This is a genomic window from Corynebacterium sp. KPL2830 (assembly GCF_040225635.1).
In the GTDB taxonomy this organism is placed as follows: Bacteria; Actinomycetota; Actinomycetes; order Mycobacteriales; family Mycobacteriaceae; genus Corynebacterium.
Genome location: NZ_JBEHFR010000006.1, coordinates 14,455 through 39,597 on the forward strand (window position 1 = coordinate 14,455; position 25,143 = coordinate 39,597).

Sequence of the window (25,143 nt, forward strand, 5' to 3'; positions counted from 1 at the left end):
CCTCACGCGTGGCGGTTTTCTGGAACAATTGGGCATGTAACTGAACTAACTGGCTCAGCGACGAACATCATCTATAAGGAGTGAGTTACAGCATGGCTGGTATCATCCACGCGTTTGGACGCGAAATCTTGGATTCCCGCGGTAACCCGACCGTAGAGGCCGAGGTCTTCTTGGAGGACGGCGCCCACGGCGTTGCCGGCGTTCCCTCCGGCGCATCTACCGGTGTGCACGAGGCACACGAGCTGCGCGACGGCGGCGACCGCTACCTAGGCAAGGGCGTGCAGAAGGCCGTAGAGAAAATCAACGAGGAAATCGGCGATGAAATCGCTGGCCTCGAGGCTGATGACCAGCGCCTCATTGACCAGGCGCTCATCAAGCTGGACGGCACGGATAACAAGTCCCGCCTTGGCGCCAATGCCATTCTCGGTGTGTCCATCGCTACCGCTAAGGCTGCCGCCGAGTCCGCCGCGCTGCCGCTCTACCGCTACATTGGCGGCCCGAACGCTCACGTTCTTCCCGTTCCCATGATGAACATCCTGAACGGCGGTTCCCACGCTGACTCCGGCGTGGATGTGCAGGAGTTCATGATTGCCCCCATCGGCGCAGAGACCTTCACCGAGGCCCTCAGTATTGGCGCTGGCGTGTACCACTCCCTGAAGGCCGTCCTGAAGGACAAGGGCCTGTCCACCGGTTTGGGCGATGAGGGCGGCTTTGCTCCTTCCGTCGATTCCACCCGCGCTGCGCTCGACGTCATCGTTGAGGCCATCAAGAAGGCCGGCTTCGAGCCGGGCAAGGACGTCGCCTTGGCCCTCGACGTCGCTTCCTCCGAGTTCTACGAAGACGGCAAGTACCACTTCGAAGGCGGCGAGCACGCCGCCGAGGAGATGTCCAAGGTCTACGAGGAGCTCATCAACGAGTACCCCATCGTGTCCATCGAGGATCCACTGCAGGAAGACGACTGGGAAGGCTACACCACCCTGACCGCCGCTATTGGCGATAAGGTCCAGATCGTCGGCGATGACTTCTTCGTCACCAACCCGGCTCGTCTGCAGGAGGGCATCGATAAGAAGGCAGCCAACGCGCTGCTGGTGAAGGTCAACCAGATTGGTACCTTGACTGAGACCTTCGATGCCGTAGAGCTCGCGCACCGCAATGGCTACCGCACCATGATGTCCCACCGCTCCGGCGAGACCGAGGACACCACCATTGCGGACTTGGCCGTCGCCCTTAACTGCGGCCAGATCAAGACCGGTGCCCCGGCCCGCTCCGAGCGCGTGGCTAAGTACAACCAGCTGCTGCGCATTGAGCAGGAGCTTGGCGATGCCGCCGTCTACGCCGGCCGCTCCGCCTTCCCGCGTTTCAACGCTTAAGGCCTAGCGGTCTAGTCTAGAAGCTAGACGCCGCTAGGATTTTAGTCCCCGTTGCGCCCCGAAAAGGTGTGGCGGGGGCTTGCTCGTTCTGAGCATCTCGAGCGCCTGAGAAAGTTGATGAAATTCCGCGCGTGCCACGCCTGTGTTACTGGTGTGGCGGCGCTAGGATAGTAACCCTATGGCACGTGAGAAGAAGACGGAGCGCCGCCGGAGCCGCACTAGGGTTCCGGTGGCCTCGCGTGCTGCGGATATCCGCAAATCCCAGCGGGCGCAGGAAAAGAAGAACCGCAAGCCCGATCGCATGAGCATCGTTGGCATGACCGTCATCGTTGTTTTTGTGTTGGTGGTGCTCGTCATCATCGCGGTGCCGCTGCGCAATTATTACCACGGCCGCTCCGAAATCGCCCGGCTTAATGAATCGATTGCAGCGAAGCAGGATGAAAAAGACGCCCTGCTAAAAGAGATCGATAAATATAAATCCGACGACTATATCAAGCAGGAAGCCCGGCGGCGCTTCGGCGTGGTGGAGCAGGGCGAGACCGCGTACCGCATCCTCGATCCTAATATTCAGCCCGATAACCAGGTCACTACCGATAGTCAGGCGCAGGAAGATTCGCGCCCATGGTTTGAGGTGCTGTGGGATTCGGTGGCGCAGCCGCCAGAAGAAGATGCCCCAGCGAGCGAGTCGCAGCACCTGCCGATTGAGCCAGCGCCTGAGGAAAGCGGCGATATGCGATAATTGTTCGCATGACCGTCACTGATGCAGATTTAGCCATCGTCTCCGAGCAATTGGGCCGCACCCCACGCGGCGTGCTGGAGGTATCTTTCCGCACGCCGGATGACCAACCGGCCGTGATTAAAACTTCTCCCAAGCTGCCGGATGGCACCCCATTTCCCACACTGTATTACCTCACCGATCCCCGATTGACCGCAGAGGCCTCCCGGTTGGAGGTCGCCCACGTGATGAAGTGGATGGAGTCCCGCCTGGCCGAGGACAAGGAGCTCGCCGCGGACTATCACCAGGCCCACGAGCATTTCTTAGCCAAGCGCAATGAGATTGAGGACCTGGGCACAGACTTTTCCGGCGGCGGCATGCCGGAGCGAGTGAAGTGCCTGCACGTGCTCATTGCCTATGCGCTTGCCGAAGGCCCCCAACACTTCCGCCTCGGCACCGAGGCCGTGGCCATGGCAGCCGACCACGGTAAGCTGCGCGGTACGGCGATTCCACAGGACTGGCCCACGGTGGAAGAGCTGGGCATTGACCTGGCGGAGTTCGATTTTTCCATCGCGGAATAGGAGTAAGACATGACTCGCGTGGCAGCAATTGACTGCGGTACCAATTCCATTCGTCTGCTCATTTCTGAGATTGATGAAGACGGCAAGGTGCGCGATATCACCCGCACCATGGAAATCATTCGCCTGGGCCAAGGCGTGGATGCAACGGGTGAAATCGCGCCCGATGCCTTAGAGCGCGCCCGCGTGGCCTTGGAAGGCTATGTGCGCCAGATGAAGTTCGAGAAGGTCACCCGCGTGCGCATGGTGGCAACCAGTGCCACCCGCGATGCAAAGAACCAGCAGGAATTTTTCGATATGACTGCTGAACTTTTGGGCCAGATTGAATCCGGTGCCAAGGCGGAGGTTATCTCCGGCGAAGAAGAAGCACTCCTGTCCTTCAACGGCGCGGTAGCCGATATGGAGCCTGACCGCGGCCCCTTCTGCGTCATTGACTTGGGCGGCGGTTCTACCGAATTTGTCGTGGGCACCGCTGATGAAGAGATTTTAGGTTCGCACTCTGCGTACATGGGCTGTGTGCGTCTGACAGAACGCATCATGCGCACCGACCCGCCCACGGAATCAGAGGTTGAAATCGCCTCCGAATACGTAGCAGAGCGCATGGGCGAGGTGGAAAAGATCGTGCCCATGTCCAAGGCGCGCACCATTGTGGGCTGTGCCGGCACGTTCACCACGCTATCCGCCTTGGCACAGGGCCTAGAGCGCTATGATGCCGATGCGATCCACGGCTCGGAGCTGCGTTTCGATGCCCTGCGGGTGCTGCTCAAGCAACTCGTCAGCATTCCCTCGGAAGAACGCGCCCTCAATCCGGTCATTCACCCAGGCCGCGCCGATGTCATCGGCGGTGGGGCAGTAGCAGTTGAGGGAATCATGCAGCTCATCGAGCGCACTAGTGATGCGCGCAGCTTTTTCATCAGTGAAAAAGACATCCTAGACGGCATCATTGCTGGTCTGGTTAGTGAATCTACCCCTCATTAACTCTTTTTAGGAATAGTGTCCTACACTATTCCTTGCGCCCCGCCCCCATAGCCCAATCGGCAGAGGCAGTCGACTTAAAATCGATTCAGTGTGGGTTCGAGTCCCACTGGGGGCACGCTGTGAAGTCTCGAGACATCGTTCCTATGGTGTCTCGAGACTTTTCGTATGGCTCAGTAATTGAGCCACGCCGCGTAGCGTACGCCGATACGATCAGTGCAGTCCCCGCCGGTCCGCAGCTCTTTGCCTGTATCTGCGTCAAGGACTCTAGGCTGCAGGGTTTTTCCTTTGCTGAGTGGTCGCTGCGGCTAAGTTATAGCCGGATAATGCAGCGAGCCCCACGACCAAGGGCCAGAAGGGCGAATCAGCAATAATAGAGTAGGCAGCGGCTACAACGATGCCTGAGACGGCGGAGGCCTGTTTCAACGTCATTGAAATGAGTCCTTTCGAAATATTTGGAGGTGTGCCCCTAGGGGGCTCGATATTAGGAGTATCCAGCGCCCCTAGGGGCTATTTGTGGTGTTTCCCGCCAATTTTACTGAGGCTATCTGATGGTTTGCGTATAGGTTCCGGACCTGTATAAAGAAATAAGCCAGAATGACTAGTGCGAGAACACGAAGTCCGGATGATAATGCCAAATTGACGTGGCGCGCTCGGACCGTACGATTTTCGCAGCTTGATTAAATTTTCTCGGCATCTGCCGAGCTTTCCAGCTCACTCAAGCGGAATAATGCCTGTGGAACTACAGCATCTAGAGCTACTGGGGTGTCCTAAAACTGTCCAATTAAAGGATGCTTACGTCTGACTGCCCAAGGGATGGACCCCCAATGTAATAAAATTTGCAGAATCTTGAACAAATTATTCCAAATGAGGAACTTTGTGGGGTGTGATGACGTTGATCTACATGAGAAAGATGATTTGTACATCACTGAGAAAGGACAACCGTGCGTTCAAGCAATCCGGTTATGACCTCGCTGACTGAAAGTAGCCAGCAGCAGAACCCCAGCTACGCGGGCGAAGCCCCTCGCCCCATGACCGTGGATGACGTCGTCACCAAGACGGGAATTACCCTCGGCATCATTATCGTGGCCGCTGCCATCAACTTCTACTTGGGCACCATGAACCCAGGCACCGCCATGATGCTTATGCTGGTCGGCGGCATCGGCGGATTCATCACCGTACTTGTGGCTTCCTTTGGCCGGAAGTGGGGCTCACCGGCCGCAACCCTAATCTATGCGGTATTCGAGGGCTTTTTCGTCGGTGGCTTCTCCTTCGTATTCGCTAATAGCACCATCGGTGGTTCTAATGGCATGGCGCTGATTGGCCAGGCAATCGTCGGTACCATCGGCGTATTCATCGGTATGCTCATTGTCTACAAGACTGGTGCAGTAAAGGTCACTCCAAAGTTCACCAAGATTTTGGTCGGCCTCATTGCAGGTGTCGCGGTCATGGCTCTTGCAAACTTCTTGGGTGCCCTCTTCTTCGATTTCAACCCACTGCGCGATGGTGGCCCCCTCGCCATCATCTTCTCCCTGGTCTGCATTGTCTTGGCTGCCCTGTCCTTCCTGACCGACTTTGACCAAGCAGACCGTCTTATCCGTGCTGGTGCTCCTGCCAAGCAGGCATGGGGCGTTGCCCTCGGTTTGGCCGTGACCTTGGTCTGGCTCTACACCGAAATTCTTCGCCTGTTGAGCTACGTTCAGCGCAACTAAGTCTTTTTCATGCTTTCGGCCCGCACTACGGTGCGGGCCATTTTTGTGTCCGCGTTTGGCTTACAGGCCTGTAATTATTGGGGTAATTCAGGGGGTATTAAGTCGTCCTTTAGCCTTTAAGCGGGTAGGAGAGGACATTCAGGCTTAAGACAGCTAATGAGCAGCAAATTTCACCATTTGGAAAGTTATAAATGTGGTGTGTGAGATAAATGAAATAGTTAAATAGTGATTAATTTGCGGGCTCGGCAAGAAATTTTTACGCGATTCATGCATGCTATGTGGCGGGAACGGGAAACCGGAAGGTAGAGAGTTCTCTCCTCTATTTTCTCCTCGTTCCAGCTCGTCTAGAAGGAGTAACCGAAGGATTGTTGTGAAACGTCAGGCAACCGTAGCAGCGCTGGTAGTCAGCTCGGTCGCGCTGAGTGCCTGCGTTGCGGAAGTCGGCTCGAGGAGCGCGTCAGAAGATGCCGCGATGACGACAGAAGCTGATGGCACTAGTTCGGTCGATGGCGCGGGTGATGCCAACGGAAACCAGGGGGATGACGTGGAAGACAACGCGGGGGATTCGGAACACTCTAAAGACGAGGACACGAGTGCTGGCGCCGGTCTTCGGGGGGAGACCGGCGCCACGGCCGATGGGGATTCCGGGGTACTACCGCCGCCGGGAGAATTTGATCCAGCTGATCCAGATTTCGAACTATTCGATCCGTGTACGGAGGTTCCACCGGAAAAGCTTGAGGTCGCAGGCGTTGCAGCTGAGAAAAAGTCTTCTTATCGGGAATCTGGGTGGAGTTATTGCGCCTTCAATGGGGGCAAAGAATATCAAGATGCAGTTATTGCTCTGGAAAGCACGGTCAAAAGTATCGATGAAGTTAAAGAGGGGTATTCGGCAAATCCCGTACGCAGAGGGGCGAACCTTCCTATTGTGTCTTACAAGGTAGAAGGGTTGATAGGAAACTATTGTTCAGCACTTTTTCAAACTTCTAGAGGAACATTAAAATTAGGTTTTATGCAAATGGGGAGTGACTCCGTTTTTGAAGATTGTCAGAATTCAGAAAACATCATCGAAAATCTAGCAAAATAAATTGATACTCGGGGGGATCAAATGCAAATTTCAATTCAAAATCTAATGCTCAATTCGGTATCTATCGATAAACTTAAAGAAAGAATTCTTGAGCTTGGGTCTATGAGTGACTCTCCAATTAGCGCATCATTTTCACCAGTGAAAGGAATTGATGATGTTGGAGAATTGCACAAGCGTGTGCTTCTAAGCGATCCGGGCTCTGCGATATCTTCAATGGGGGCTTTTTCAGATCAGATTACTTGGCTCTACGACAGTCTTGCTCGTGAAGCCCGAGGCTTTGAAGCCCAAGAAGCTGCAAATAGTAGGGCGATGGATATCGCGGACGCTGGCGGTGAGATTGGCGTTGAATCGATGCCGATTATGGATCAGCCGGAGCCAGGGTATAGCCCGTTTATGTTTACTCCGCCTGTAGTTAACGTCGGCACGTCGATTACTAAGCTGGCAACGGACTTGATGTCTACGCAGATTTGGAGCGTATCCGAAGCTAATGCGCGGTGGAAGTCCTTAGGCTCCGAGGTTCGGGAGATCGTTAGTGGGCTTGAAAAAGCCGCGGGATCGTTGGAAAACGAGAATGACAGCGAAACGACGTCGCGGGCGGCAGCGAAGATCCGAGAGGTAGCGGCCTCGGGGAAGCACTTTGTGGCCAATGCCGAAGCAATGGGAGAAAAGCTCACTGGTTTCCACTCGCGATTGATGATGATTCAGCCGTCGGCAATGGCAATGGCGATGGATATTATGAAGATCCCTGACCCGGCCGAACGAAAAATCGCAGAGACTGCGGCGTTGGCAAAGCTCCAACCGGATCTTCAAAGGTTTGCCATTGACGCAATGCCTAATCAGCATGCGTTAATGGAACAGTCGCCAGCTTCCGGAGGAGGCGGTGTTGATGCCGGTTTGTCTGGTGCGGATGGCGATGGCCAGAAGTATAGTACCGACAGTGTTGTGTGGCCGCGCGCGATTCAGGAAGCTATTGCCCGCGGTGATGTGGGGCCGGGAAACTTCGACGTTGCAAATGGTACGGTCCACGATTTGGAGTCGGTGGGCATGACTCCAGAGGAAACCGCCGCATTCCAGGAGCAATTGCATGCAGACGGTAGAAAGGCTCTTTCCCAACTAGGGGTGGGCGATGGAATAGATATCAGCGGTCGCGATGTCGCAACCAGTGGAGCCTCACTCCCTGGGGCGACGCCGCATAGTCAGCTAGGTTCTATGTCAATGGCTGGCGGTGGGCCCAGTGCTACGGGTATGGGCACTGGGGCCGGGTTAGGTACCGGAACTGGAATTGCAAGTGCCGCGGGTACTCCTACCTTCGGCGGGCGAGCTGGAAGTGGAAATCCTGGCGCGCTCCGCGGTGGCGGATTCAATCCACTGACCGGGCTCGGCGGCGGGGCCTTGGGCACGGGTGGAAGGCCTGGTTCTGGCGTAGGCGGAAACATGGGTGCACTCGTAAATTCCGCTCCAGGACTAGGTGCTGACGGAACCGCTGCGCGCGGCGGAGCTGCTTTGCGTGGTGGCTCCGGTGAGAGCGTCGGCGCTCGCGGTGTGGGAGGTGCGCTTCCTCGCGGGGCAGGCGAATCTGCTGGCAATAGCAGCGGCGGTAACGGTAACCGGGGACACCTTGAAAGGGGAGCTGTGCGCGAAGCCGTGGTGCGCGGGGGAGGCGCCATCAATAGCACCGGTGCCAAATCTGGCGCCGCAAGGCCGGCAGCAGGTATGCGAGCCTTTGCGCCAATGATGGGAACCCGGGGTCAGGGAAATGACAAGAACCGGGTGAAGGCGGTAACGACTCAAGTTGAGCGCGATCCTAATAAGCGAGATCTGTTGGGAGAACCACCGGCTGTTGTGCCTGGGGTCATCGGCAATTGGGTGCGAGAATCCTAGGCAGCGAATCGGGAAAGAAAAAGGCTGAGGGATACTATCCTTCAGCCCATTTCTTTTATTGCGGCAGTTGTGTCGCGGTGGCGTTTGGCTGCTGCACAGGTTCCTCGACCCCGTTCTGCAGGCCCTCCGAATCCACCCCGGGCTCGGTGGTGGCAGCAGATGAAGACGTCTCAGCATTCTTCTGCGCCGGCGCCTCGCCGGTGAAGGTCGATGCGTTGTCGATCTTGCCGGATTCAGAATCCTGTTCGTTCGGCGGGTGGCATGCGGCCAAGGAAAGGCCGGCGGTAAAAACTAAACCAGCGGTGGCGAAACGGGAGAATTTCTTCATGGGGATGTGCTCTTTCTCCAGAGTAGTGAAGGCGGTAGTGGGGTGGGAGGAGGAATTTAGGATTCGCGCGGGGTGGCGGCCTTGGCGGAATCGTATGGGGCAGCCGATTCGATGGTTACCGAAATGGTCTTTCCGTTTGGTGCGGAGTACTCGCGGGTTTCACCCTCCTGCGCACCGATGATGGCGGCGCCCAGTGGGGACTGCTCGGAGTAGGTCTCTAGGTCCTTGTTATCGGTCGCAGCGGCGCGGGTACCGATGAGGAAGGTTTCCTTATCGTTCTTGTCGCCGTTGTAGTACACGTGAACAACGCTGCCGGTGTAGGCAACGCCTTCCTGCATGGTGCCACGCTCGGTGGTGGAGTTGGCCAGCAGCTCAGAAATCTGCTTGATGCGGGCCTCTTCCTGGTCCTGCATCTCGCGGGCGGCGTCGTAGCCGGCGTTTTCTTTCAGGTCGCCTTCTTCGCGGCGCTCATTGATTTCCGCTGCCACCTCTGGGCGGTGATCGATGAGTTCCTGCAGCTCGGTCTCGAGCTTTGCCTTGGTTTCTGGGGTGATGTACTGCTTTTGCTGCTCAGCCATTCTAAAACCTTCCGTGCTGTGGAATAGTGGTCAAAGTCCTGCGATGATGGCGGGACCGAAGTTAAGTATGCAACCAGGCAATTGCCCAGTTCTAGGCTGTACAAATCCTAGCACATGGGGCTAGCGACTTTCCGCGTAGTCGGGATTGTCCATATCCAGGTAATCCGGGATATTGCCGGAGCAGCCATAGACTCCACCGGCGACGGCGCGGGCACTGGTGGGGACATCGACGGCAATGCGATGCGTCTCATTTCCGCCAGCGGGAACGGCAAATTCGCGGCGGCCTACCTCGGATTTGGAATAATCGTAAGCCTGCACGATGCAGTAAGCATCCTCATCGGTGTGATTGCGGGTTACGTCGACCCAGACGCGCGTGGTGTCATCGCTCAGAACCTCTTGAGTGACCATAGAAATCTGGGCATTGACGGATTCTTTTTCCCGAAAATACTGGAAGCCGTAGTAGAGAAGGGTGACGAGCATGGCGGCGAAAATCAACACCAGCGCCTTATTGGCCCAGCTACCAGAGTTCTTTTGTGATTTATCGCGCGAGCCGTAGCGCGCGGCGGGGCGAGAATTTCCGGCGGAAGTCATAGCCCTACTTTAACCGAGGAGTACCATTTTCCCATTATCTACTAAGATAGTGATCTGTTCTAAAAGCTAGTTTTAAAGGGGATGGATTTTCAGTGAGCGACTTTCGCCTCCTAGCAATCCACGCACACCCGGATGATGAATCCTCCAAGGGGGCTGCGACTACGGCCCGTTACGCAGCAGAAGGTGCGGATGTAATGGTGCTGACCTGCACCGGTGGTGAACGCGGTGACATTATTAACCCGGCTATGGACCGTCCTGGCGTCAAGGAAAACATGGCTGAGGTGCGCCGCGAGGAAATGGCTAAGGCAGCCCGCGCGCTTGGGGTCCAACACCAGTGGTTAGGCCACGTTGATTCCGGCCTGCCAGATCCTGAGGAAGGCAAGAGCATGGAAGAGCTCTTGCCGGAAGGCTGCTTTGCCCTGATGGGCGATGATGCAGCGGCCCAGGAAATGGTGCGCGTTATCCGTTCATTCCGCCCGCAGGTCATCATTACCTATGACGAAAATGGCGGCTACCCGCACCCAGACCACCTCATGGTTCACCGAGCCTCCATGATTGCGTGGGAAAAGGCCGGTGACGCCTCTTACCACCCAGAACTGGGCGAGCCCTTCGAGCCGCTGAAGCTGTATTATTCGCATGGCTTTGTGTACCAGCGTATGAAGATGTTCCACGATCTTCTCCTTGAGGAGGGTAAGCCCAGCCCGTACGGTCCTATGCTGGCGCGTTGGGACACGGCTTTCGGCGATATTATGGCCCGCGTTACCACGCAGGTGGAGTGCGCCGAGTACTTCCAAAACCGTGATGATGCGCTGCGGGCGCACGCGACGCAGATCGATCCTGCGGGCGCATTCTTGGCAACCTCCGTGGAGGTCCAACAGCGCTTGTGGCCAACGGAGGAGTTTGAATTAGCCAAGACTAGGGTATCGACCTCGCTGCCGGAAAATGATTTATTTGCGGGCATTGAAAAGAACGAGGAGACTTAAAGCATGAGCGTCTATGACTCCCTTTTCTTGGCTGCGCACGATGTCACTGTTCTTGCGCAAGGCACAGAAGGTGCAGAGGGCGGGCCGATGGGGCCCGAGTTTGGTAAAGCCTCGCCCATCGGGCTGCTTATCTTGGCCATCTTGGGCGTTGCCGTGCTGGTAGCGGGTTGGAATTTCCACCGTCGCTTTTCGCGCTTCCGTCGGCGCACTATGTTCGCTGAAGACCACGGAATCGATCCATTCGACGAAGAGGCAGTGGATGCGGCGCTCAAGGAAGCTGGCCTTTACGATAACCGCAAGAAGTCGATTTTCTAGCCGGCTGGAGTAATCAACGTGACATTTCTCAAGCGGCTGATGTACCCCTTGTATGAAGCACGCCTCGTGCGGCTTATCAAGGGCAGACCGCAGCCGAAGCACGTGGCGATCATGGCTGACGGCAACCGCCGCTGGGCGCGGGAAGCCGGTTTTACGGATATCAGCCACGGTCACCGCCAGGGGGCGAAGAAAATTGGGGAGATGATCGCGTGGTGCCGTGATACCGATATTGAGGTAGTCACCATCTACCTCTTGTCCACGGAGAACTTGAAGCGCAGCCAGCAGGAAGTGCAGCTGCTTTTTAACATCATCTCTGATGTGGTCACGCATTTGTCCCAGGGGGATTTGGATTGCCAGGTGCGCCTTGTGGGTAACTTAGATTTATTGCCCGCGCCGGTAACCCAGCGCATGGTTGACGCCGCTGAGGAAACCAAGGATAACCAAGGCGTCATCGTCAATGTGGCCGTGGGCTACGGTGGGCGCCAAGAAATCGTTGATGCCGTTCAGAAGCTGGTGCGCAGCGAGGCCGAAAAGGGCACGAGCGCGGCCGAGATGGCGGACCGAGTCACCGCGGATTCGATTACGGAACACCTTTATACCAAGGGCCTGCCGGACCCGGACTTGGTGATCCGCACCTCCGGTGAGCAGCGACTTTCCGGATTCCTCCTGTGGCAAGCAGCCTATTCAGAAATTTGGTTCACCGATACCTATTGGCCGGCGTTCCGGAAGGTAGATTTCCTGCGCGCGCTGCGTGATTATTCGCAGCGTTCGCGCCGCTTTGGCAAATAGCGGCTAGATTTTTCGCATCCGCACCTTTTCGACGAGGTGATGCGAGCCCTTTTTCAATACCAGGGATGCGCGCACGCGGGTGGGCAGGATATTTTCCACCAAATTTGGCAGGTTAATGGATTGCCAAATCTCGCGGGCTTGGGCGCGCGCCTGCTCATCGTTCATATCGGCATAAGCAGCGAAGTGAGCATTGGGCCTGCGGAATTCGGTGTGGCGCAGCGTGAGGAAGCGGTCGATGTACCACTGCTCAATATCGTCCGTGCGGGCATCGACGTAGACGGAGAAATCAAAAAGATCCGCGATGGTTAAGGTGGGGCTGGTTTGGAGGACGTTGAGGCCTTCCAAGATTAAGATATCCGGCTGGTTGACCTCTTGATAGCGATCTTTGACGATGTCATAGGTGATATGCGAATACAGCGGCGCTTTAACCACGGGTTTTCCGGATTTGACGTCGGTAACAAAGCGCATAAGTGCGCGGCGGTCGTAGGATTCGGGGAAACCCTTGCGCTTCATCAGTCCGCGGTCTTTAAGCGTTTGGGTGGGAAAGAGGAACCCGTCCGTGGTCACCAGGTCCACCTTCGGGTGAGAGTCCCAGCGCTGTAGGAGCACTTGGAGGAGGCGGGCGGTGGTGGATTTACCAACGGCCACGGAACCGCCTACGCCGATGACGAAAGGCACGTGTGTGGGAGGGTTGCCCAAGAAGGCTTCGGTGGCGGCGGTGAGTTGTTGCCGGGCGGTGACCTGCATGTGGATAAGGCGGGAGAGGGGGAGGTAGACGTCTGCCACCTCGTCCAAATCAATGCGATCGCCGATGCCGCGTAGCTCTTCTAGTTCGTTTTCTGTCAAAACCTGTGGCATGGATTTGCGAAGATCACGCCAGGTTTCACGGTCAAAGTCGAGGTAGGGGCTTGAATCCAGGTTGCGCGCCATAGCCTAATTGTCGCACGCGATGATAAGGGAATTAAAAATTTGCCCCCTGTAAGGTAGCCGAAAGGTTATGATATGTAATAGTTCATACTGCTTCCTACCGAGAAGAGGACTAGTCTTATATGGCTTCTTTCAATACTGACCTGCGCGATCTTGACCCCGATGTTTTCGGCGCTATCCAGGGAGAAATTTCCCGCCAGCGCGAAACTCTAGAAATGATCGCTTCTGAAAACTTCGTGCCGCGCGCCGTCTTGCAGGCACAGGGTTCTGTCCTGACCAATAAGTACGCCGAGGGATACCCAGGGCGTCGTTACTACGGCGGCTGTGAGCACGTCGATGTTGTTGAGGATCTCGCCCGCGACCGTGCGAAGGCGCTCTTCAACGCGGAATTTGCCAACGTGCAGCCACACTCCGGCGCGCAGGCGAATGCCGCAGTCCTGGCCAGCATCGCGGAACCGGGCGATAAGATCCTCGGCCTGTCCTTGGCGCATGGTGGACACCTGACCCACGGGATGAAGTTGAACTTCTCCGGCAAGCTTTACGATGTCGCGGCGTATGGTGTGGACCCAGAGACCATGCGCGTGGACATGGATAAGCTGCGCGAACAGGCGCTAAAGGAGAAGCCAAAGGTCATCATCGGCGGTTGGTCCGCTTACCCGCGCACCCTGGATTTCGCGGCCTTCCGCGAGATTGCCGATGAGGTGGGCGCTTACCTGTGGGTTGACATGGCCCACTTCGCGGGTCTGGTTGCCGCAGGCCTGCACCCGAACCCAGTGGAGCACGCCGATATCGTCTCCACCACCGTGCACAAGACCCTGGGCGGTCCGCGATCCGGCATGATCTTGGCCAAGCAGGAATACGCAAAGAAGCTGAACTCCAATGTCTTCCCAGGCCAGCAGGGTGGACCGTTGATGCACGCGGTGGCTGCAAAGGCTATTTCTATGAAGATTGCGGCCAGCGAGGAATTCAAGGAGCGCCAGGAGCGCACCCTTGAGGGCGCCCGCATTCTGGCTGATCGCCTCTTGGCGGAAGATACGCAGGCAGCTGGCGTGGACGTTGTGTCCGGTGGCACTGATGTCCACCTCGTCCTGGTTGATCTGCGCAATTCGCAGCTCGATGGTCAGCAGGCAGAAGACCTGTTGCACCAGGTAGGAATCACCGTCAACCGCAATGCGGTCCCGAACGATCCTCGCCCGCCGATGGTCACCTCGGGCCTGCGCATCGGCACCTCCGCCCTGGCCACCCGCGGCCTTGATGCGGAAGCCTTCACCGAGGTTGCCGATGTCATCGGCACCGCCTTGGCACAGGGCAATAACGCCGACGTCGAGGCGCTTCGCCGGCGCGTCGACAAGATTGCCGAGGATTACCCGCTGTATGAAGGCCTCGAGGACTGGAAGCTGGTTTAGTCCTTATCCTCTGCGGCGTCCTCGTTGACGTCGTGCCCGCGAGCCTGCGCCAGCGTGGCGCGGGCTTGCTGCAGCCACTCCGGCTGTTTTTCCAAAAGCTCGCTGATTTCCGCAGTGGTCAGCGGCTTATCCATGTCATTCTTCTTTAATGCGGTGACAGAAATGCCCAGCTTGTGGGCAACTTCCTGCCGGGGGTGGGGGCCTTCGCGGCGCAGCGTTTGCAGCCACTGTGGGGGATTGTGCTGCAATTCGCGCAGCTCTTCGTGGCTTACCGCGCTATTTTGAAATTCTTCGGGCGCGGCGGGCAGATAGATATTCAGCTTTTTAGCGGCGGTCTGCGCGCGCATTGCGGTACCGGACGGTTGCTGTTGGTTATGTTGTTCACTCACGGTTTAACCGTAGCACTTTCAGTAGACTGTGCTCCATGCTGCGCTTAGCCTTTGTTACCGGTACACAACCTGGAAAATGGTTTCAGAGATTTCAGGACAATACTGCGCACGGCGGTTTATCCACCATTGATGCGGATGACAGCATAGCGGAAGTGCTCGCCGGTCACGTGGATGTGGCGCTAACTCGCCTGCCGGATGCGCGCGTGGATGACTCCTTCCATGTGGTCCGCCTCTATGAGGAGGCGCCAGGCATTGCGGTTCCAAAGGACTCAGTCTATGCGGAGGTGGGCGAGGCGCGGGCGCTTGCCGATGTCTCCGATGAGCACCTCAACTACCGCCTCACCGATGCCGGTGAGGTCGATATCGCCGCCGTACGCGAAGCCCTGCAGGTGGTTGCAGCCAATGTGGGGATCGCCATCGCACCGCTGCCGCTATTAAAAATCCTCAGCAAGAAACAGGTGGTCCCGCTTGCGCTGAAGGGCAGCGAGGTACCGGTCACCGAGATCGCCTTGGTCTGGCGAAAGGCGGAGGATGGCGAGGCCATTCAGGACTTTGTGGGCATCGCTAAGGGCCGCACCGCCCGTTCCTCAAGGCAGGAAAAACCGAAGCGCACAGCCCGCGAAAAAGCTAAAGCTAAACAGTCTCGAAGGATTGTTAACAATCCGTTACAAAAGCAGAAGAAGCGTCCTAAGCAGCGCAAACGGCGATAAACTGAAAGCTGATCCGCTCAATCCCCGGTGCACACAGTGGCGCGGCAGTGCAGATCGCTATACGGTTGGCTGCGCTCGCCACAATGGCGGCTGAAAACTACAGTGAACTAATTTTTCGGCTGAAAAGCGAAAGGTAGATATAGAAATGCGCAAGATTACTCGTCGTATTGCAGGTGGCTTCGCGGCCGCAACCCTCTCCGTTGCTCTCGTTGCATGCTCGGACGCAGAGGATACCGTTGATGACGCCAAGGATACCGCTGGCTCCGTAGCCGCAGACGCATCGGATGCTGCCGGCTCTGCCGCAGCCGATGCCACCGACGCCGCAGGTTCCGCTGCCGCAGAGGCAACTGGCTCCAAGGACGATAATGCAGAGGGCGCCAAGGGCGATACCCAGACCGTCACTACTGCAAATGGCGAGGAAGAAGTTCCCGCTGACCTTGCAGCCGCCATCGAGGAAAAGCAGGCAGAGTGGGGCGACGTGCAGAGCGTAGAGTCCTCCGATAAGGGCACCTTGGCTACCTTCGAGGGCGGCAAGCACCTGGTCTACTCTGAGGAGACTGGTGCACAGCCGGTCATCGGCAAGATTGCTGAAACCTGGGTAAACGAGGGTGGCCTCGACTCTTCCGTTGGCCTGCCTACCAAGCCAGAGGCTGACGCAACCGAGGCGAACGGCTGGACCCAAGAGTTTAGCAACGGCACCATCTCTTGGACTGAGGGTGAAGACGGCACCTTCGCGGCTGATATCAACGCCTAAAAGTTAAAAGTCGGCGCCCTGCCCACGCGGCGCGTCGATTACCTCTCGCCACGATCCCTGCGGGTTTCCCGCAGGGATTTGTCGTTTTCTTAAAGTTCATCTTCCACCCATGTGATTTCAACCTTGGGTGCTTAGGTTGGGTGGCAGCCCCCAAGAGATCGCAGCATCAGCGGTCCGGGGGATAGACAAGGAAGAACAGCTTTCTACCGTTTCACAAAGGAAGATTCCTGCCACCATGACTCGCCCCTCTGTACTTTCTACTCCACTAGGCACCACCGATAATGACGTCGCCACCAAGACCTATGTTCTCGATACTTCGGTCTTATTATCTGACCCGTGGGCGCTGCGAAAATTCGCTGAACACGAGGTCGTCCTTCCCGTCGTGGTTATCTCTGAATTAGAAGGAAAACGTCATCACCCGGAGCTTGGCTGGTTCGCCCGCCAAGCTCTTCGCTTTTTGGAAGAGCTGCGCGCTACCTATGAGGCGCTCGACCAACCCGTTCCGGTAAATGTAGCTGGCGGTACTTTGCGGGTAGAGCTTAACCACCAAGACCAGTCGCTCTTGCCGGCCGCATTCCGCGGGCCGGAAGGGGACCACCGCATCTTGGCCTGCACCTTGAACCTGGCGCACGAGGGTAAGGACACGGTCTTGGTCACCAAAGACGTACCGCTGCGCGTCAAGGCCGGCGCCGTGGGCGTGCAGGCCGATGAATACCACGCCCAGGACGTCATTTTGACTGGGTACTCCGGTATGGCCACCGCCTATACCACCACAGATGTCATCGACGCCCTCTACAGCGATGGGGAAGTGCTGCTAGACGGGGTTGTCACGGACGATGACACCCCGGTTGAAGACTTGCCGGTGCACTGTGGGATCACGTTGATCGCCGGCGCGCAATCTGCCTTGGGCCGCATCATGCCGGACGGCGCAGTGCGCCTCGTGCGCGGCGATCGGAACGCCTTTGGCTTGCAGGGGCGTTCGGCGGAACAGCGCATCGCCCTGGATCTGTTGCTGGATCCGGAGGTTGGCATCGTTTCCATCGGCGGTAGGGCCGGTACTGGTAAATCAGCGCTGGCATTGTGCGCCGGCTTGGAGGCCGTCTTAGAGCGCGGGGAACACCGCCGCATTGTGGTATTTCGGCCGATGTACGCCGTAGGCGGGCAATCGCTGGGGTACTTGCCGGGCTCTGAATCAGAGAAGATGAACCCGTGGGCCCAAGCGGTCTATGACACCTTGGAAGGGTTGGTCTCTGACAACGTCCTGGAAGAGATCCACGAACGCGGGCTTATAGAGGTCTTGCCGCTGACCCATATCCGTGGCCGCTCCTTGCACGATGCCTTCGTCATCGTGGACGAGGCGCAGTCGCTGGAGCGCAATGTTTTGCTCACCGTGCTCTCGCGCTTGGGAGAAGGCTCGCGAGTCGTGCTTACCCACGACGTCGCACAGCGCGATAACCTGCGGGTGGGCCGCCACGATGGGGTGCAGGCGGTCATCGAAAAGCTCAAGGGCCACGAGCTCTTCTCGCACATTACCCTTAAGCGTTCGGAGCGCTCCGCCATTGCGGAACTCGTAACTGATCTATTAGAAGGCAACGACTAAGCGAGGGCTGGATGAATGCGTTTCGCAGACAGCGAATTTAATGAAATCTTTATAGCAAGAATCAGCCAAGACCAGTAATAATGGTGCTTATGAGCGAGAACGCCAAGAAGACGTCTGCGGACGATAAGAAAAAGGATTTCCGTATTCGGCCCTTCACTTCGGCCGATTACCCGCAGATGCGGGACATCTACGAGCAGGGCCTACAAACCGGCCATGCCACTTATGAAACCCGATCCTTGACCTACGAGGAGTTTACGAGCTCCAAGATCATGGCCTCGGTGCACGTAGCCGTTGAGGCGGACGATGATTCCAAGGTATTGGGGTGGGTTTCGGCCGCCCCGATTTCCTCGCGTACCGTCTTCCACGGGGTGGTAGAGGATTCCATTTACTTGGGATCTGATGCCCAAGGCCGTGGCATTGCAGGGGCCTTGCTCGATTGCCTCATTGAAGTGTGCAAGGACCTGCACAAGTGGGCCATCCACTCCTGGATCTTCCCAGAAAATGAAGGTTCTGCGGGCCTGCACAAGTCTCGCGGGTTTGAAAAGGTCGGCACCTACTCACACATGGCCAAGATGACCTATGGCGAGTTGGCCGGTCAGTGGCGCGATACCGATGTCTACGAGCTCCTGCTTCCCAAGCCGGAGGAAAAGCACCTCTAAAGGCGCTGTGCCATTTAACCACGAAGGCCGTAGCGATGCCGGGGAGAATTAATCATCCCGGTCGCTACGGCCTTTCGTTGTTTTCTACCACGCAGTGTGCGTAGGTAAAGCTTGGTGAGATACGCGGCCTTAGACTGCGGGTACCTCCCAGCGCCCAAACCACATCTGTGCCTGTGGGCGCATGGAATCGCGCAAGTGGCTAAAGGGTGGCACGTCAATGCCTTCGCGCTCGGCTAAGGCCACGAGGTAATCGCGGGTGCGCCATACCTCGATGGGGCTTGCCTCGAAATCGAGCACCTCCGCGAGGCCGCCGGGTGGGTAGCCGAGCGCGGACTCGATGGGGGCATCGGCAAGCGGCAGGCTATCGCGCAGAGCATGCAGCTCCCTACTTGTGGCGGCGGTTTCTGCAGGATTGAGCGACATTTAATCGATCGTCTCCTTCAGGCGCTCTTCGCGCAGGGGAAGCAGGACCAAGAGGGCGACGATGACGAGCGGGACCATCAGCGCGATGACCGGGGTGAGGCCGTCATTATAGGAATTTAATACTGCCTGCTCGAGCGGCTCTGGCAGGGAAGACACCAAATCCGGGGTCAGGCTATTGGCATTGCCGTCGCTATTGCCAAACTTCTCGGCATAGGCTGCGCCCTCAGGTCCCAGCTGCTGGATAGCCTGCGGCAGGCGGTTGGCCATCTCATCCTGCATGTTGTTGATGAACATGGAACCAACTAGGGAAGCGCCCAGGGCAGAACCGATCTGGCGGAAGAAGTTATTCGCCGCGGTGGCCGTACCCACCTGGGACAGTGGGAAGGAGTTCTGGACGATGAGCACGAGCACCTGCATCACCATGCCCAGGCCGATGCCGAAGGCGAGGAACTCGAAGCCGAGCTGCGTGAGCGAGGTATCTACCGAGAGGCGGGACATCCAGAACAGGGCGCCTGCGGTAATGGCTAGGCCGATGAGGGGGTAAATCTTGTAGCGGCCGGTGCGGGCGATGATGAACCCGACGCCGGTGGAGGTGCCGATAAGGCCAACCATCATCGGAATCATCATCAGGCCAGCGTTGGTGGGTGATAGGGTGTGGACCATTTGCAGGTAGGTGGGCATATAGCCCAGCACACCGAACATGGCCAGACCCAAAATGACGCCGGATAGGGTGGTCAGGGCCATGTTGCGGTTCTTGAAGAGGCGAACCGGGATAAGCGGTTCGGCAGCGCGCAATTCCACGATGGTGGTAATGATGGCGCCGACGAGGGCGATGGCGCCGAGGGTGAGGATCATGGAGGAATCCCAGTCGTACTCGGTGCCGCCCCAGGTGGTCATGAGGATTAGGGAAGCGGTGGTAATGGCGATGAAGGTGGCGCCGAGCCAGTCAAAGCGCTTCATATCGGCCTGGCCAACGCGCAGGTTGAGCACCAAGATGCAGACCACCATGGCCAGCAGGCCGAGCGGGATATTCATCCACATGCCCCAACGCCAGCCGGGGCCATCAGTAAACCAGCCGCCCAAGACGGGGCCGAGGACGGAGGACAGGCCGAAGACGCCGCCCATGATGCCCATGAACTTGCCGCGCTCGCGGGAGGAGGTGACCTCGGCGATGATGGACTGCGAGGAAATCATCATGAACCCAGCGCCGAAGCCTTGCACAGCGCGGGCGATGATGAGAACCGTCATGGAATCGGCGAAACCGCCGACGGCGGAGCCCACGACGAAGACGGCGATGCCGCCAATATAGAGCCATTTGCGGCCCAGCATGTCACCCAGCTTGCCGGAAATCGGCATGGCGATGGTCATGGTGACAAGGAATGCGGAGATGACCCAGCTCATGTGGTCAACGCCGCCAAGCTCACCAACAATAGTTGGCAAAGCGGAAGAGAAAATCATCTGGCCCAGCGAGCTCATCAACATGGTGAGCACCAGCGCAGAGAAAATGAGCCCCAGGTTATCCGCCCGCGACTGGCCCTGCGCAGGAGCCTTTTCGGCTGTATCTACCATCGGATTCCTTTCATAAAATCATTAATCAAAGTCAGTGAATCATTCAGACGCGACCTCAGGGCGTCGCTGCAATCGCTATCGGGGGCGGCGATGGAAAGCCAGAGGGCCTCGCGGACTACACCGGCGATGACCATGGCCTCCGTTGCCGCGGAGTGCCCCTCGAGGATGCGCAGTTCCGGTTCTTGGGTTAGGCGCTCCTCAATGAGCCCAATAAGCTCGATGGATTTCGCCCGCTTGCGGCTAATGGAGGCGGCCGCCGCCTCTGGGTCATTAGCAATGCGCTTGCGTCTCTCCCGAATCGTGGGATTAACGTGATGACCCTCCATGTGCTGTTCCACCAGGTTAAGGACTAATTCCATGATGCTGCTGGTGGACTCATGGAGGAAATACTCCCGCATTTCGGCGGTGAAGTCAGCGCTTGGCGCCCCAAGCACGGCGGATTCCTTCGAATCGAAATAATTAAAAAACGTGCGCCGAGAAATACCGGCTAGTTCGCAGATCTCTTCAATAGTGACCTCGCCAAAGGAATGCTTATCCACCAATTCGGTGGCGGCATCCTCAATGCGTAGCCGCGTTTCTAGGCGTTTCTGCTCGCGTAGTGATAGTTCTTCTTGCACAGGATGCAACTTTACACTCGGTGCAAACTTGCACCAAGTGCAAAATAGGTGATTTTGTAGATGTATACACCGAATTTATGTTGTAGGTCACGTCGTGTGCTTGCCGATGCCCCTTTCTTTACCCGCGCTTACCCTGCCTGGGAAGCGAGTCGAGGAATGCGAAAACCCCGCTCAGAAGCGATTTCCGAGCGGGGTTGCAGCGCTTAAGGCGGCTTAGATTAGATATTGTCGCGCTCGCGGTTGGTCATGCTCAATACATCCAAGCGCTTGTCCAGCTCTTCCTCGGTGAGGTTCTCGCCGTCAACAAAGCCCAAGTCGATTACGGCCTGGCGGACGGTGATCTTCTCATTGAGTGCGTGCTTTGCGGCCTTTGCAGCGTTCTCGTAGCCGATGGCGGAGTTTAGCGGGGTCACGATGGAGGTGGAGGACTCCGCGAAGTGCTTCATGCGCTCCTCGTTCGCCTCGATGTGGTCGACGCACTTCTCAGCAAACACGCGGGCGGAGTTGGCCAGCAGGCGAGCGGATTCGAGCACGTTGCGCGCCATCATTGGGATGAAGACGTTGAGCTCGAACTGGCCCTGCGCGCCGCCGAAAGCAACGGCTGCGTCATTGCCCACGACCTGGCCGGCCACCATGGTGACCGCCTCAGGGATAACCGGGTTGACCTTGCCCGGCATGATGGAAGAACCAGGCTGCAGGTCCTTCAGGTGAATTTCTGCCAAGCCGGTCAGCGGGCCGGAGCCCAGCATGCGCAGGTCGTTAGCAATCTTGTTGAAGGACACGGCCACCGAGCGCATGGCGCCGGAGAACTCCACGAGGCCATCGCGGTTAGCCTGTGCCTCGAAGTGGTTTTCTGCTTCCTTGAGGTTCTCAACGCCGGTGAGCTTCTTGAGCTCCTCGGTCACCTTGCCGCCGAACTCGGCGGAGGTATTCAGACCGGTACCGGTGGCGGTACCGCCGATGGCGAGCTCTCCCAAGCGCGGGAGGGTAGCCTCGATGCGCTCGATGCCGAGCTCCACCTGGCGGGCGTAGCCGCTGAACTCCTGGCCCAGGGTGATGGGGGTGGCGTCCATGAGGTGGGTGCGGCCGGCCTTGACGACGTCCGCGAATTCCTTCGCCTTCTTGGTCAAGGACTCGTGCAGGACCTTCAGGCCCGGAATGAGGTCATTGACGGCAGCTTCCGTAGCCGCCACGTGGGTAGCGGTGGGGAAGGTGTCATTGGAGGACTGGCCCATGTTGACGTCATCGTTCGGGTGGACCTCGACGCCCTGCTTATGTGCCAAGGAAGCGATGACCTCGTTGGTGTTCATATTGGACGAGGTACCGGAGCCGGTCTGGAAGACGTCAATGGGGAAGGCATCGTTGTGCTTGCCTTCTGCGATTTCCTTCGCGGCGGCGATAATCGCATCAGCCTTTTCTGCATCCAGGCTGCCGGAATCCTTGTTGACCTGTGCGCATGCAGCCTTGAGCAGGCCGAGCGCGCGGATCTGCGCATCTTCCAAGCCGCGGCCGGAGATGGGGAAGTTGTCTACCGCGCGCTGGGTTTGTGCGCGCCACAGGGCATCGGCGGGAACTTTAACCTCGCCCATAGTGTCATGTTCGGTACGGTATTCGGTCATGAAAATCACCTCGGTTAATTGATTGTGTGCGTCTACCCCCAGTATGGCGAAAAGCTAAAAGTGAGAGGGCGAAAAGCCCGAGCCTGCCCCGCCATTTGGGGGTGAGGTTTAGTTCTTGGTGGGGTCCGAGTAGTCCACGACGGAGTATTCCTGCAGCTTAGCCAGCTTGTGGAAGGAATCGACGTAGCGAATGGTGCCGGATTTGGAACGCATGACCAGCGAACGGGTGGAGGCGCCGTTATTGCGGTAAGAGACACCGCGCAGCATGTCACCGTTGGTCACGCCGGTGGCGGCGAAGTAGCAGTTCTTGGAGGAGACCAAGTCATTGGTGCCCAAGACCTTATCCAAGTCGTGGCCTGCGGCGCGGGCCTTTTCCGCTTCCTCTTCATCCTTTGGCCACAGCTTGCCCTGGATTTCGCCGCCCATACACCGCATGGCGCAGGCGGTGATGATGCCCTCAGGGGTACCGCCAATGCCCATCATCATGTCGATGGAGTTGGAATCCTGGCAGGTAGCGATGGCGCCTGCCACATCGCCGTCCATGATAAGGCGCACCTTGGCGCCTGCCTCGCGGATCTCCTGGATGAGCTTATCGTGGCGCGGGCGGTCCAATACCACCACGGTGATATCGGCGGTGCGCAGGCCCTTTGCCTTGGCAACAGATTCGATATTCCACTGCACGGACTGGTTGATGTCGATGGAACCGACGGCCTCGGGGCCCACGGCGATCTTTTCCATGTAGAAGACCGCGGACGGGTCATACATGGTGCCGCGCTCAGCGGCGGCGATTACGGAAATGGCATTGGGGCGGCCCTCAGCCATCAACCGCGTGCCGTCCACGGGGTCCACGGCGATGTCCATCGCCGCGCCCTCACTGGTGCCGACCTCCTCGCCGTTGAAGAGCATCGGGGCCTCATCCTTTTCGCCCTCGCCGATGACGACGACACCCTTCATCGCCACGGAGTTAATCAGCTTGCGCATGGCATCGACTGCCGCGCCATCGCCCTCATTCTTCATGCCACGACCAACCCAGCGGCCAGAGGCTAAGGCGGCGGCTTCGGTCACGCGCACCAGCTCCATGGCCAGGTTACGGTCGGGCAAATAAGAAGTATTTTCGGACATGTGTAGTGGTTGCCTTCCATGTTTTCTCACCGTGGGGGTAATTCCCACGCGCTTAGTGTTCTACTTTTCCTATTCTGGCACTTTTTGGCACCAATAGGTCCGATTTGGGGCCCCTTTTGTGGGGATTTTCCTTGTCAGGGGCAGCATTATCGGCGCGAATGTGCGCACGCGGGAGGCATGTGGCACTTTCACGGCGGCTCATGCGATACTAAGGCGCGTGGCAGCAGAACAAAGACCGAAGATTTTCGAAGGCGCTCGCGACATCATTTTGTCCCTTTCCGTAGTGGTGGTCATGATGTTGCTCGTGGTGGGCGCAACCGGGCTCTGCTCGGTGAATCCGGAAACGGCGCAAGGCCCGGTTCAAGAGGTAGACGAGGAGACCTTCCTGGATACGCAGGCCCGCGCCGGTGTTGGCGCCATCCGAGATCCCCAGATGCCCGAAGGCTGGCAGGCCAATGCGGCCCGCCGTTCGCAGCTAGGCGGCGAGACAGCCACCGTCGTCAGCTGGCTCACCGCAGATGGAAATTACGTGGAATCCACCCAAACCCAGGTTTCTGCAGAAGACGCGGGCGAAAAATACGACGCGAACTACCGCGGGCTGAACTCTACTCGCGAGGTAGCCGGCCACCAGGTGCGCGTGCTGGCAAGCGATGACGATTCGGTGCGCCGCTTGTGGATTGTTGACCTGGGCGATGCCCGCCTCATCATCTCCGGCGCGGCCCCCGATGAAGAATTCGCCGCCGCCACCGAGGCCTTTATCAAGACCAAGCCTATAAGCGGAAAGTAACCTCGCTGAGCCCCTCGGAGTCCGCTTCCACCGTGATTCCTTCAGTATTACCGGTGGCTTCTTCTAAGCCAGCGGCATCCAGGCCGCTCAGCCGCGTCTTTTCTAGGTAGACATCCACGCGCTCGCGCTGAGAACGCTGCGGGTAGATGGAGACTTGGACCACCTGGGCATCGGCAAGCAGCAGCACGATGGACTGGGAAAAGTAACTCAGTTCCTCCTCGGTGCCCGAAACCTGGGTGCTGGTATGCGCCGGCCCGAAGAACTCCTCTACCAGCGCGCGGGAATCGCCGCCCATGATGGAGCCTGCCGATGCCGATTTGGATACGAAATCAATCCGCTTTCCCGGGTAACCATAAATCTGCACTACTCTTCACCCTCCTCGGCCTGCTGCTCGTTGTTTTCCGCCCTTTCGAGGGCATCTTCCACGCGCTTCGAGGCTCCATCCAGGTGGGATTCGCACGTGCGAGCAAGCGCCTCGCCGCGCTCCCAGTACTTCAGGGACTCGTCCAGGCCCATCTGGCCGAGCTCTAAAATCTTGACGGTCTCAATGAGCTCATCGCGCGCCTGCTCGTAGCTCAATTCCTCTACGGGAGTAAAAGCATCCTGGCCCGGCTGGCCGGAACCAATGGTTTCATCTGACATCAGCAATTCTCCTACTATTT

Annotated in this window: 29 protein-coding genes and 1 tRNA gene; 17 read left to right on the forward strand and 13 right to left on the reverse strand. The window is 57.8% G+C overall.

Features of this window, described 5'->3' with window-relative positions:
* Positions 1-92: 92 nt before the first annotated feature.
* From eno to ABRP87_RS03365, 5 genes are all read left to right on the forward strand, one after another.
* Positions 93-1,370, forward strand: coding sequence for a phosphopyruvate hydratase (eno, locus tag ABRP87_RS03345; RefSeq protein WP_349867748.1), 1,278 nt, complete (start codon positions 93-95; stop codon positions 1,368-1,370).
* 178 nt (positions 1,371-1,548) lie between these two features.
* Entirely contained in the window at positions 1,549-2,109 is a 561-nt protein-coding gene (locus tag ABRP87_RS03350; protein ID WP_349867749.1) for a septum formation initiator family protein, read from the forward strand.
* Positions 2,110-2,117: 8 nt separating this feature from the next.
* Positions 2,118-2,666: a DUF501 domain-containing protein gene (locus tag ABRP87_RS03355; protein ID WP_349867750.1), complete on the forward strand. Its 549-nt coding sequence runs from the start codon at positions 2,118-2,120 to the stop codon at positions 2,664-2,666.
* A 9-nt stretch (positions 2,667-2,675) separates the two neighbouring features.
* A complete protein-coding gene (locus tag ABRP87_RS03360) occupies positions 2,676-3,641 on the forward strand; it encodes a Ppx/GppA phosphatase family protein (RefSeq protein WP_284769957.1) in 966 nt (321 codons plus the stop codon).
* Positions 3,642-3,682: 41 nt separating this feature from the next.
* Positions 3,683-3,756, forward strand: a tRNA-Leu gene (locus tag ABRP87_RS03365).
* A 149-nt stretch (positions 3,757-3,905) separates the two neighbouring features.
* Here the strand turns inward: ABRP87_RS03365 and ABRP87_RS03370 are convergent.
* Positions 3,906-4,070: a hypothetical protein gene (locus tag ABRP87_RS03370; RefSeq protein WP_349867751.1), complete on the reverse strand. Its 165-nt coding sequence runs from the start codon at positions 4,068-4,070 to the stop codon at positions 3,906-3,908.
* A gap of 512 nt (positions 4,071-4,582) precedes the next feature.
* Here ABRP87_RS03370 and ABRP87_RS03375 point away from each other — a divergent pair.
* The 3 genes from ABRP87_RS03375 to ABRP87_RS03385 all read left to right on the forward strand — a co-directional run bounded on the left by ABRP87_RS03375 (position 4,583) and on the right by ABRP87_RS03385 (position 8,315).
* The gene (locus ABRP87_RS03375) at positions 4,583-5,350 is read left to right on the forward strand and encodes a Bax inhibitor-1/YccA family protein (RefSeq protein ID WP_284769956.1); all 768 of its coding nucleotides are present in this window, start codon (positions 4,583-4,585) and stop codon (positions 5,348-5,350) included.
* A 370-nt stretch (positions 5,351-5,720) separates the two neighbouring features.
* Positions 5,721-6,434, forward strand: coding sequence for a DUF3558 family protein (locus ABRP87_RS03380; protein ID WP_349867752.1), 714 nt, complete (start codon positions 5,721-5,723; stop codon positions 6,432-6,434).
* A gap of 309 nt (positions 6,435-6,743) precedes the next feature.
* Complete coding sequence (locus tag ABRP87_RS03385) at positions 6,744-8,315, forward strand: hypothetical protein (RefSeq protein WP_349867753.1); 1,572 nt, start codon at positions 6,744-6,746, stop codon at positions 8,313-8,315.
* Between the two features lie 55 nt (positions 8,316-8,370).
* On the opposite strand, the gene ABRP87_RS03390 is transcribed toward ABRP87_RS03385, so the two are convergent.
* The 3 genes from ABRP87_RS03390 to ABRP87_RS03400 form a co-directional block, all read right to left on the reverse strand.
* Positions 8,371-8,643 carry a thiamine biosynthesis protein X gene (locus tag ABRP87_RS03390; RefSeq protein ID WP_284852202.1) on the reverse strand — a complete coding sequence of 91 codons (273 nt, stop codon included), beginning with the start codon at positions 8,641-8,643 and terminating at the stop codon, positions 8,371-8,373.
* Positions 8,644-8,699: 56 nt separating this feature from the next.
* A complete protein-coding gene (greA, locus tag ABRP87_RS03395) occupies positions 8,700-9,221 on the reverse strand; it encodes a transcription elongation factor GreA (protein ID WP_284769952.1) in 522 nt (173 codons plus the stop codon).
* Positions 9,222-9,341: 120 nt separating this feature from the next.
* Positions 9,342-9,812 (reverse strand): DUF4307 domain-containing protein, encoded by a 471-nt coding sequence (locus tag ABRP87_RS03400; RefSeq protein ID WP_349867754.1) that lies wholly within the window; start codon positions 9,810-9,812, stop codon positions 9,342-9,344.
* A gap of 92 nt (positions 9,813-9,904) precedes the next feature.
* Here ABRP87_RS03400 and mca point away from each other — a divergent pair, with 92 nt between their 5' ends.
* The 3 genes from mca to ABRP87_RS03415 are packed head-to-tail and all read left to right on the forward strand — an operon-like array spanning position 9,905 to position 11,899.
* Positions 9,905-10,795 (forward strand): mycothiol conjugate amidase Mca, encoded by an 891-nt coding sequence (gene mca / locus ABRP87_RS03405; protein ID WP_349836631.1) that lies wholly within the window; start codon positions 9,905-9,907, stop codon positions 10,793-10,795.
* Between the two features lie 3 nt (positions 10,796-10,798).
* Entirely contained in the window at positions 10,799-11,110 is a 312-nt protein-coding gene (locus ABRP87_RS03410; RefSeq protein WP_005280029.1) for a hypothetical protein, read from the forward strand.
* Between the two features lie 18 nt (positions 11,111-11,128).
* Positions 11,129-11,899: an isoprenyl transferase gene (locus ABRP87_RS03415; protein WP_284782455.1), complete on the forward strand. Its 771-nt coding sequence runs from the start codon at positions 11,129-11,131 to the stop codon at positions 11,897-11,899.
* A gap of 3 nt (positions 11,900-11,902) precedes the next feature.
* Here the strand turns inward: ABRP87_RS03415 and coaA are convergent, their stop codons facing one another.
* On the reverse strand, positions 11,903-12,829 hold the full coding sequence (gene coaA / locus ABRP87_RS03420) for a type I pantothenate kinase (protein ID WP_284769949.1): 927 nt from the start codon (positions 12,827-12,829) through the stop codon (positions 11,903-11,905).
* A 119-nt stretch (positions 12,830-12,948) separates the two neighbouring features.
* Here coaA and glyA point away from each other — a divergent pair, with 119 nt between their 5' ends.
* Positions 12,949-14,232, forward strand: coding sequence for a serine hydroxymethyltransferase (glyA, locus tag ABRP87_RS03425; protein ID WP_284623156.1), 1,284 nt, complete (start codon positions 12,949-12,951; stop codon positions 14,230-14,232).
* Here the strand turns inward: glyA and ABRP87_RS03430 are convergent.
* Entirely contained in the window at positions 14,229-14,621 is a 393-nt protein-coding gene (locus ABRP87_RS03430) for a DUF5997 family protein (RefSeq protein ID WP_296089941.1), read from the reverse strand. The genes glyA and ABRP87_RS03430 overlap by 4 nt on opposite strands.
* 35 nt (positions 14,622-14,656) lie before the next feature.
* Here ABRP87_RS03430 and ABRP87_RS03435 point away from each other — a divergent pair, with 35 nt between their 5' ends.
* The 4 genes from ABRP87_RS03435 to ABRP87_RS03450 all read left to right on the forward strand — a co-directional run bounded on the left by ABRP87_RS03435 (position 14,657) and on the right by ABRP87_RS03450 (position 18,344).
* Positions 14,657-15,331, forward strand: a complete 675-nt coding sequence (locus ABRP87_RS03435) for a LysR family transcriptional regulator substrate-binding protein (protein WP_349867755.1) — start codon at positions 14,657-14,659, stop codon at positions 15,329-15,331.
* A gap of 145 nt (positions 15,332-15,476) precedes the next feature.
* Entirely contained in the window at positions 15,477-16,085 is a 609-nt protein-coding gene (locus ABRP87_RS03440) for an LGFP repeat-containing protein (protein WP_349867756.1), read from the forward strand.
* A gap of 235 nt (positions 16,086-16,320) precedes the next feature.
* On the forward strand, positions 16,321-17,685 hold the full coding sequence (gene phoH2 / locus ABRP87_RS03445; protein WP_349867757.1) for an RNA 5'-3' helicase PhoH2: 1,365 nt from the start codon (positions 16,321-16,323) through the stop codon (positions 17,683-17,685).
* An 80-nt stretch (positions 17,686-17,765) separates the two neighbouring features.
* Positions 17,766-18,344 carry a GNAT family N-acetyltransferase gene (locus ABRP87_RS03450; protein WP_349867758.1) on the forward strand — a complete coding sequence of 193 codons (579 nt, stop codon included), beginning with the start codon at positions 17,766-17,768 and terminating at the stop codon, positions 18,342-18,344.
* 129 nt (positions 18,345-18,473) lie between these two features.
* On the opposite strand, the gene ABRP87_RS03455 is transcribed toward ABRP87_RS03450, so the two are convergent.
* From ABRP87_RS03455 to glpX, 5 genes are all read right to left on the reverse strand, one after another.
* Positions 18,474-18,767: a DUF2316 family protein gene (locus ABRP87_RS03455; protein ID WP_349852552.1), complete on the reverse strand. Its 294-nt coding sequence runs from the start codon at positions 18,765-18,767 to the stop codon at positions 18,474-18,476.
* Entirely contained in the window at positions 18,768-20,336 is a 1,569-nt protein-coding gene (locus ABRP87_RS03460) for an MDR family MFS transporter (protein ID WP_349867759.1), read from the reverse strand.
* Positions 20,330-20,953 (reverse strand): TetR/AcrR family transcriptional regulator, encoded by a 624-nt coding sequence (locus tag ABRP87_RS03465; protein ID WP_349852556.1) that lies wholly within the window; start codon positions 20,951-20,953, stop codon positions 20,330-20,332. Before ABRP87_RS03465 ends, ABRP87_RS03460 begins: the two co-directional genes overlap by 7 nt.
* A 218-nt stretch (positions 20,954-21,171) precedes the next feature.
* On the reverse strand, positions 21,172-22,572 hold the full coding sequence (locus tag ABRP87_RS03470) for a class II fumarate hydratase (protein WP_005282123.1): 1,401 nt from the start codon (positions 22,570-22,572) through the stop codon (positions 21,172-21,174).
* Between the two features lie 108 nt (positions 22,573-22,680).
* A complete protein-coding gene (glpX, locus tag ABRP87_RS03475) occupies positions 22,681-23,694 on the reverse strand; it encodes a class II fructose-bisphosphatase (protein WP_349867760.1) in 1,014 nt (337 codons plus the stop codon).
* A 217-nt stretch (positions 23,695-23,911) separates the two neighbouring features.
* On the opposite strand from glpX, the gene ABRP87_RS03480 reads away from it, so the two are divergent.
* On the forward strand, positions 23,912-24,481 hold the full coding sequence (locus tag ABRP87_RS03480) for a DUF4245 domain-containing protein (RefSeq protein ID WP_349867761.1): 570 nt from the start codon (positions 23,912-23,914) through the stop codon (positions 24,479-24,481).
* Here the strand turns inward: ABRP87_RS03480 and ABRP87_RS03485 are convergent.
* Both ABRP87_RS03485 and ABRP87_RS03490 read right to left on the reverse strand, forming a co-directional pair.
* Complete coding sequence (locus tag ABRP87_RS03485; RefSeq protein ID WP_349862603.1) at positions 24,465-24,845, reverse strand: hypothetical protein; 381 nt, start codon at positions 24,843-24,845, stop codon at positions 24,465-24,467. The two genes, ABRP87_RS03480 and ABRP87_RS03485, sit on opposite strands and share 17 nt — an antisense overlap.
* Complete coding sequence (locus ABRP87_RS03490; RefSeq protein WP_349862605.1) at positions 24,845-25,123, reverse strand: exodeoxyribonuclease VII small subunit; 279 nt, start codon at positions 25,121-25,123, stop codon at positions 24,845-24,847. Before ABRP87_RS03490 ends, ABRP87_RS03485 begins: the two co-directional genes overlap by 1 nt.
* Positions 25,124-25,143: the final 20 nt, after the last annotated feature.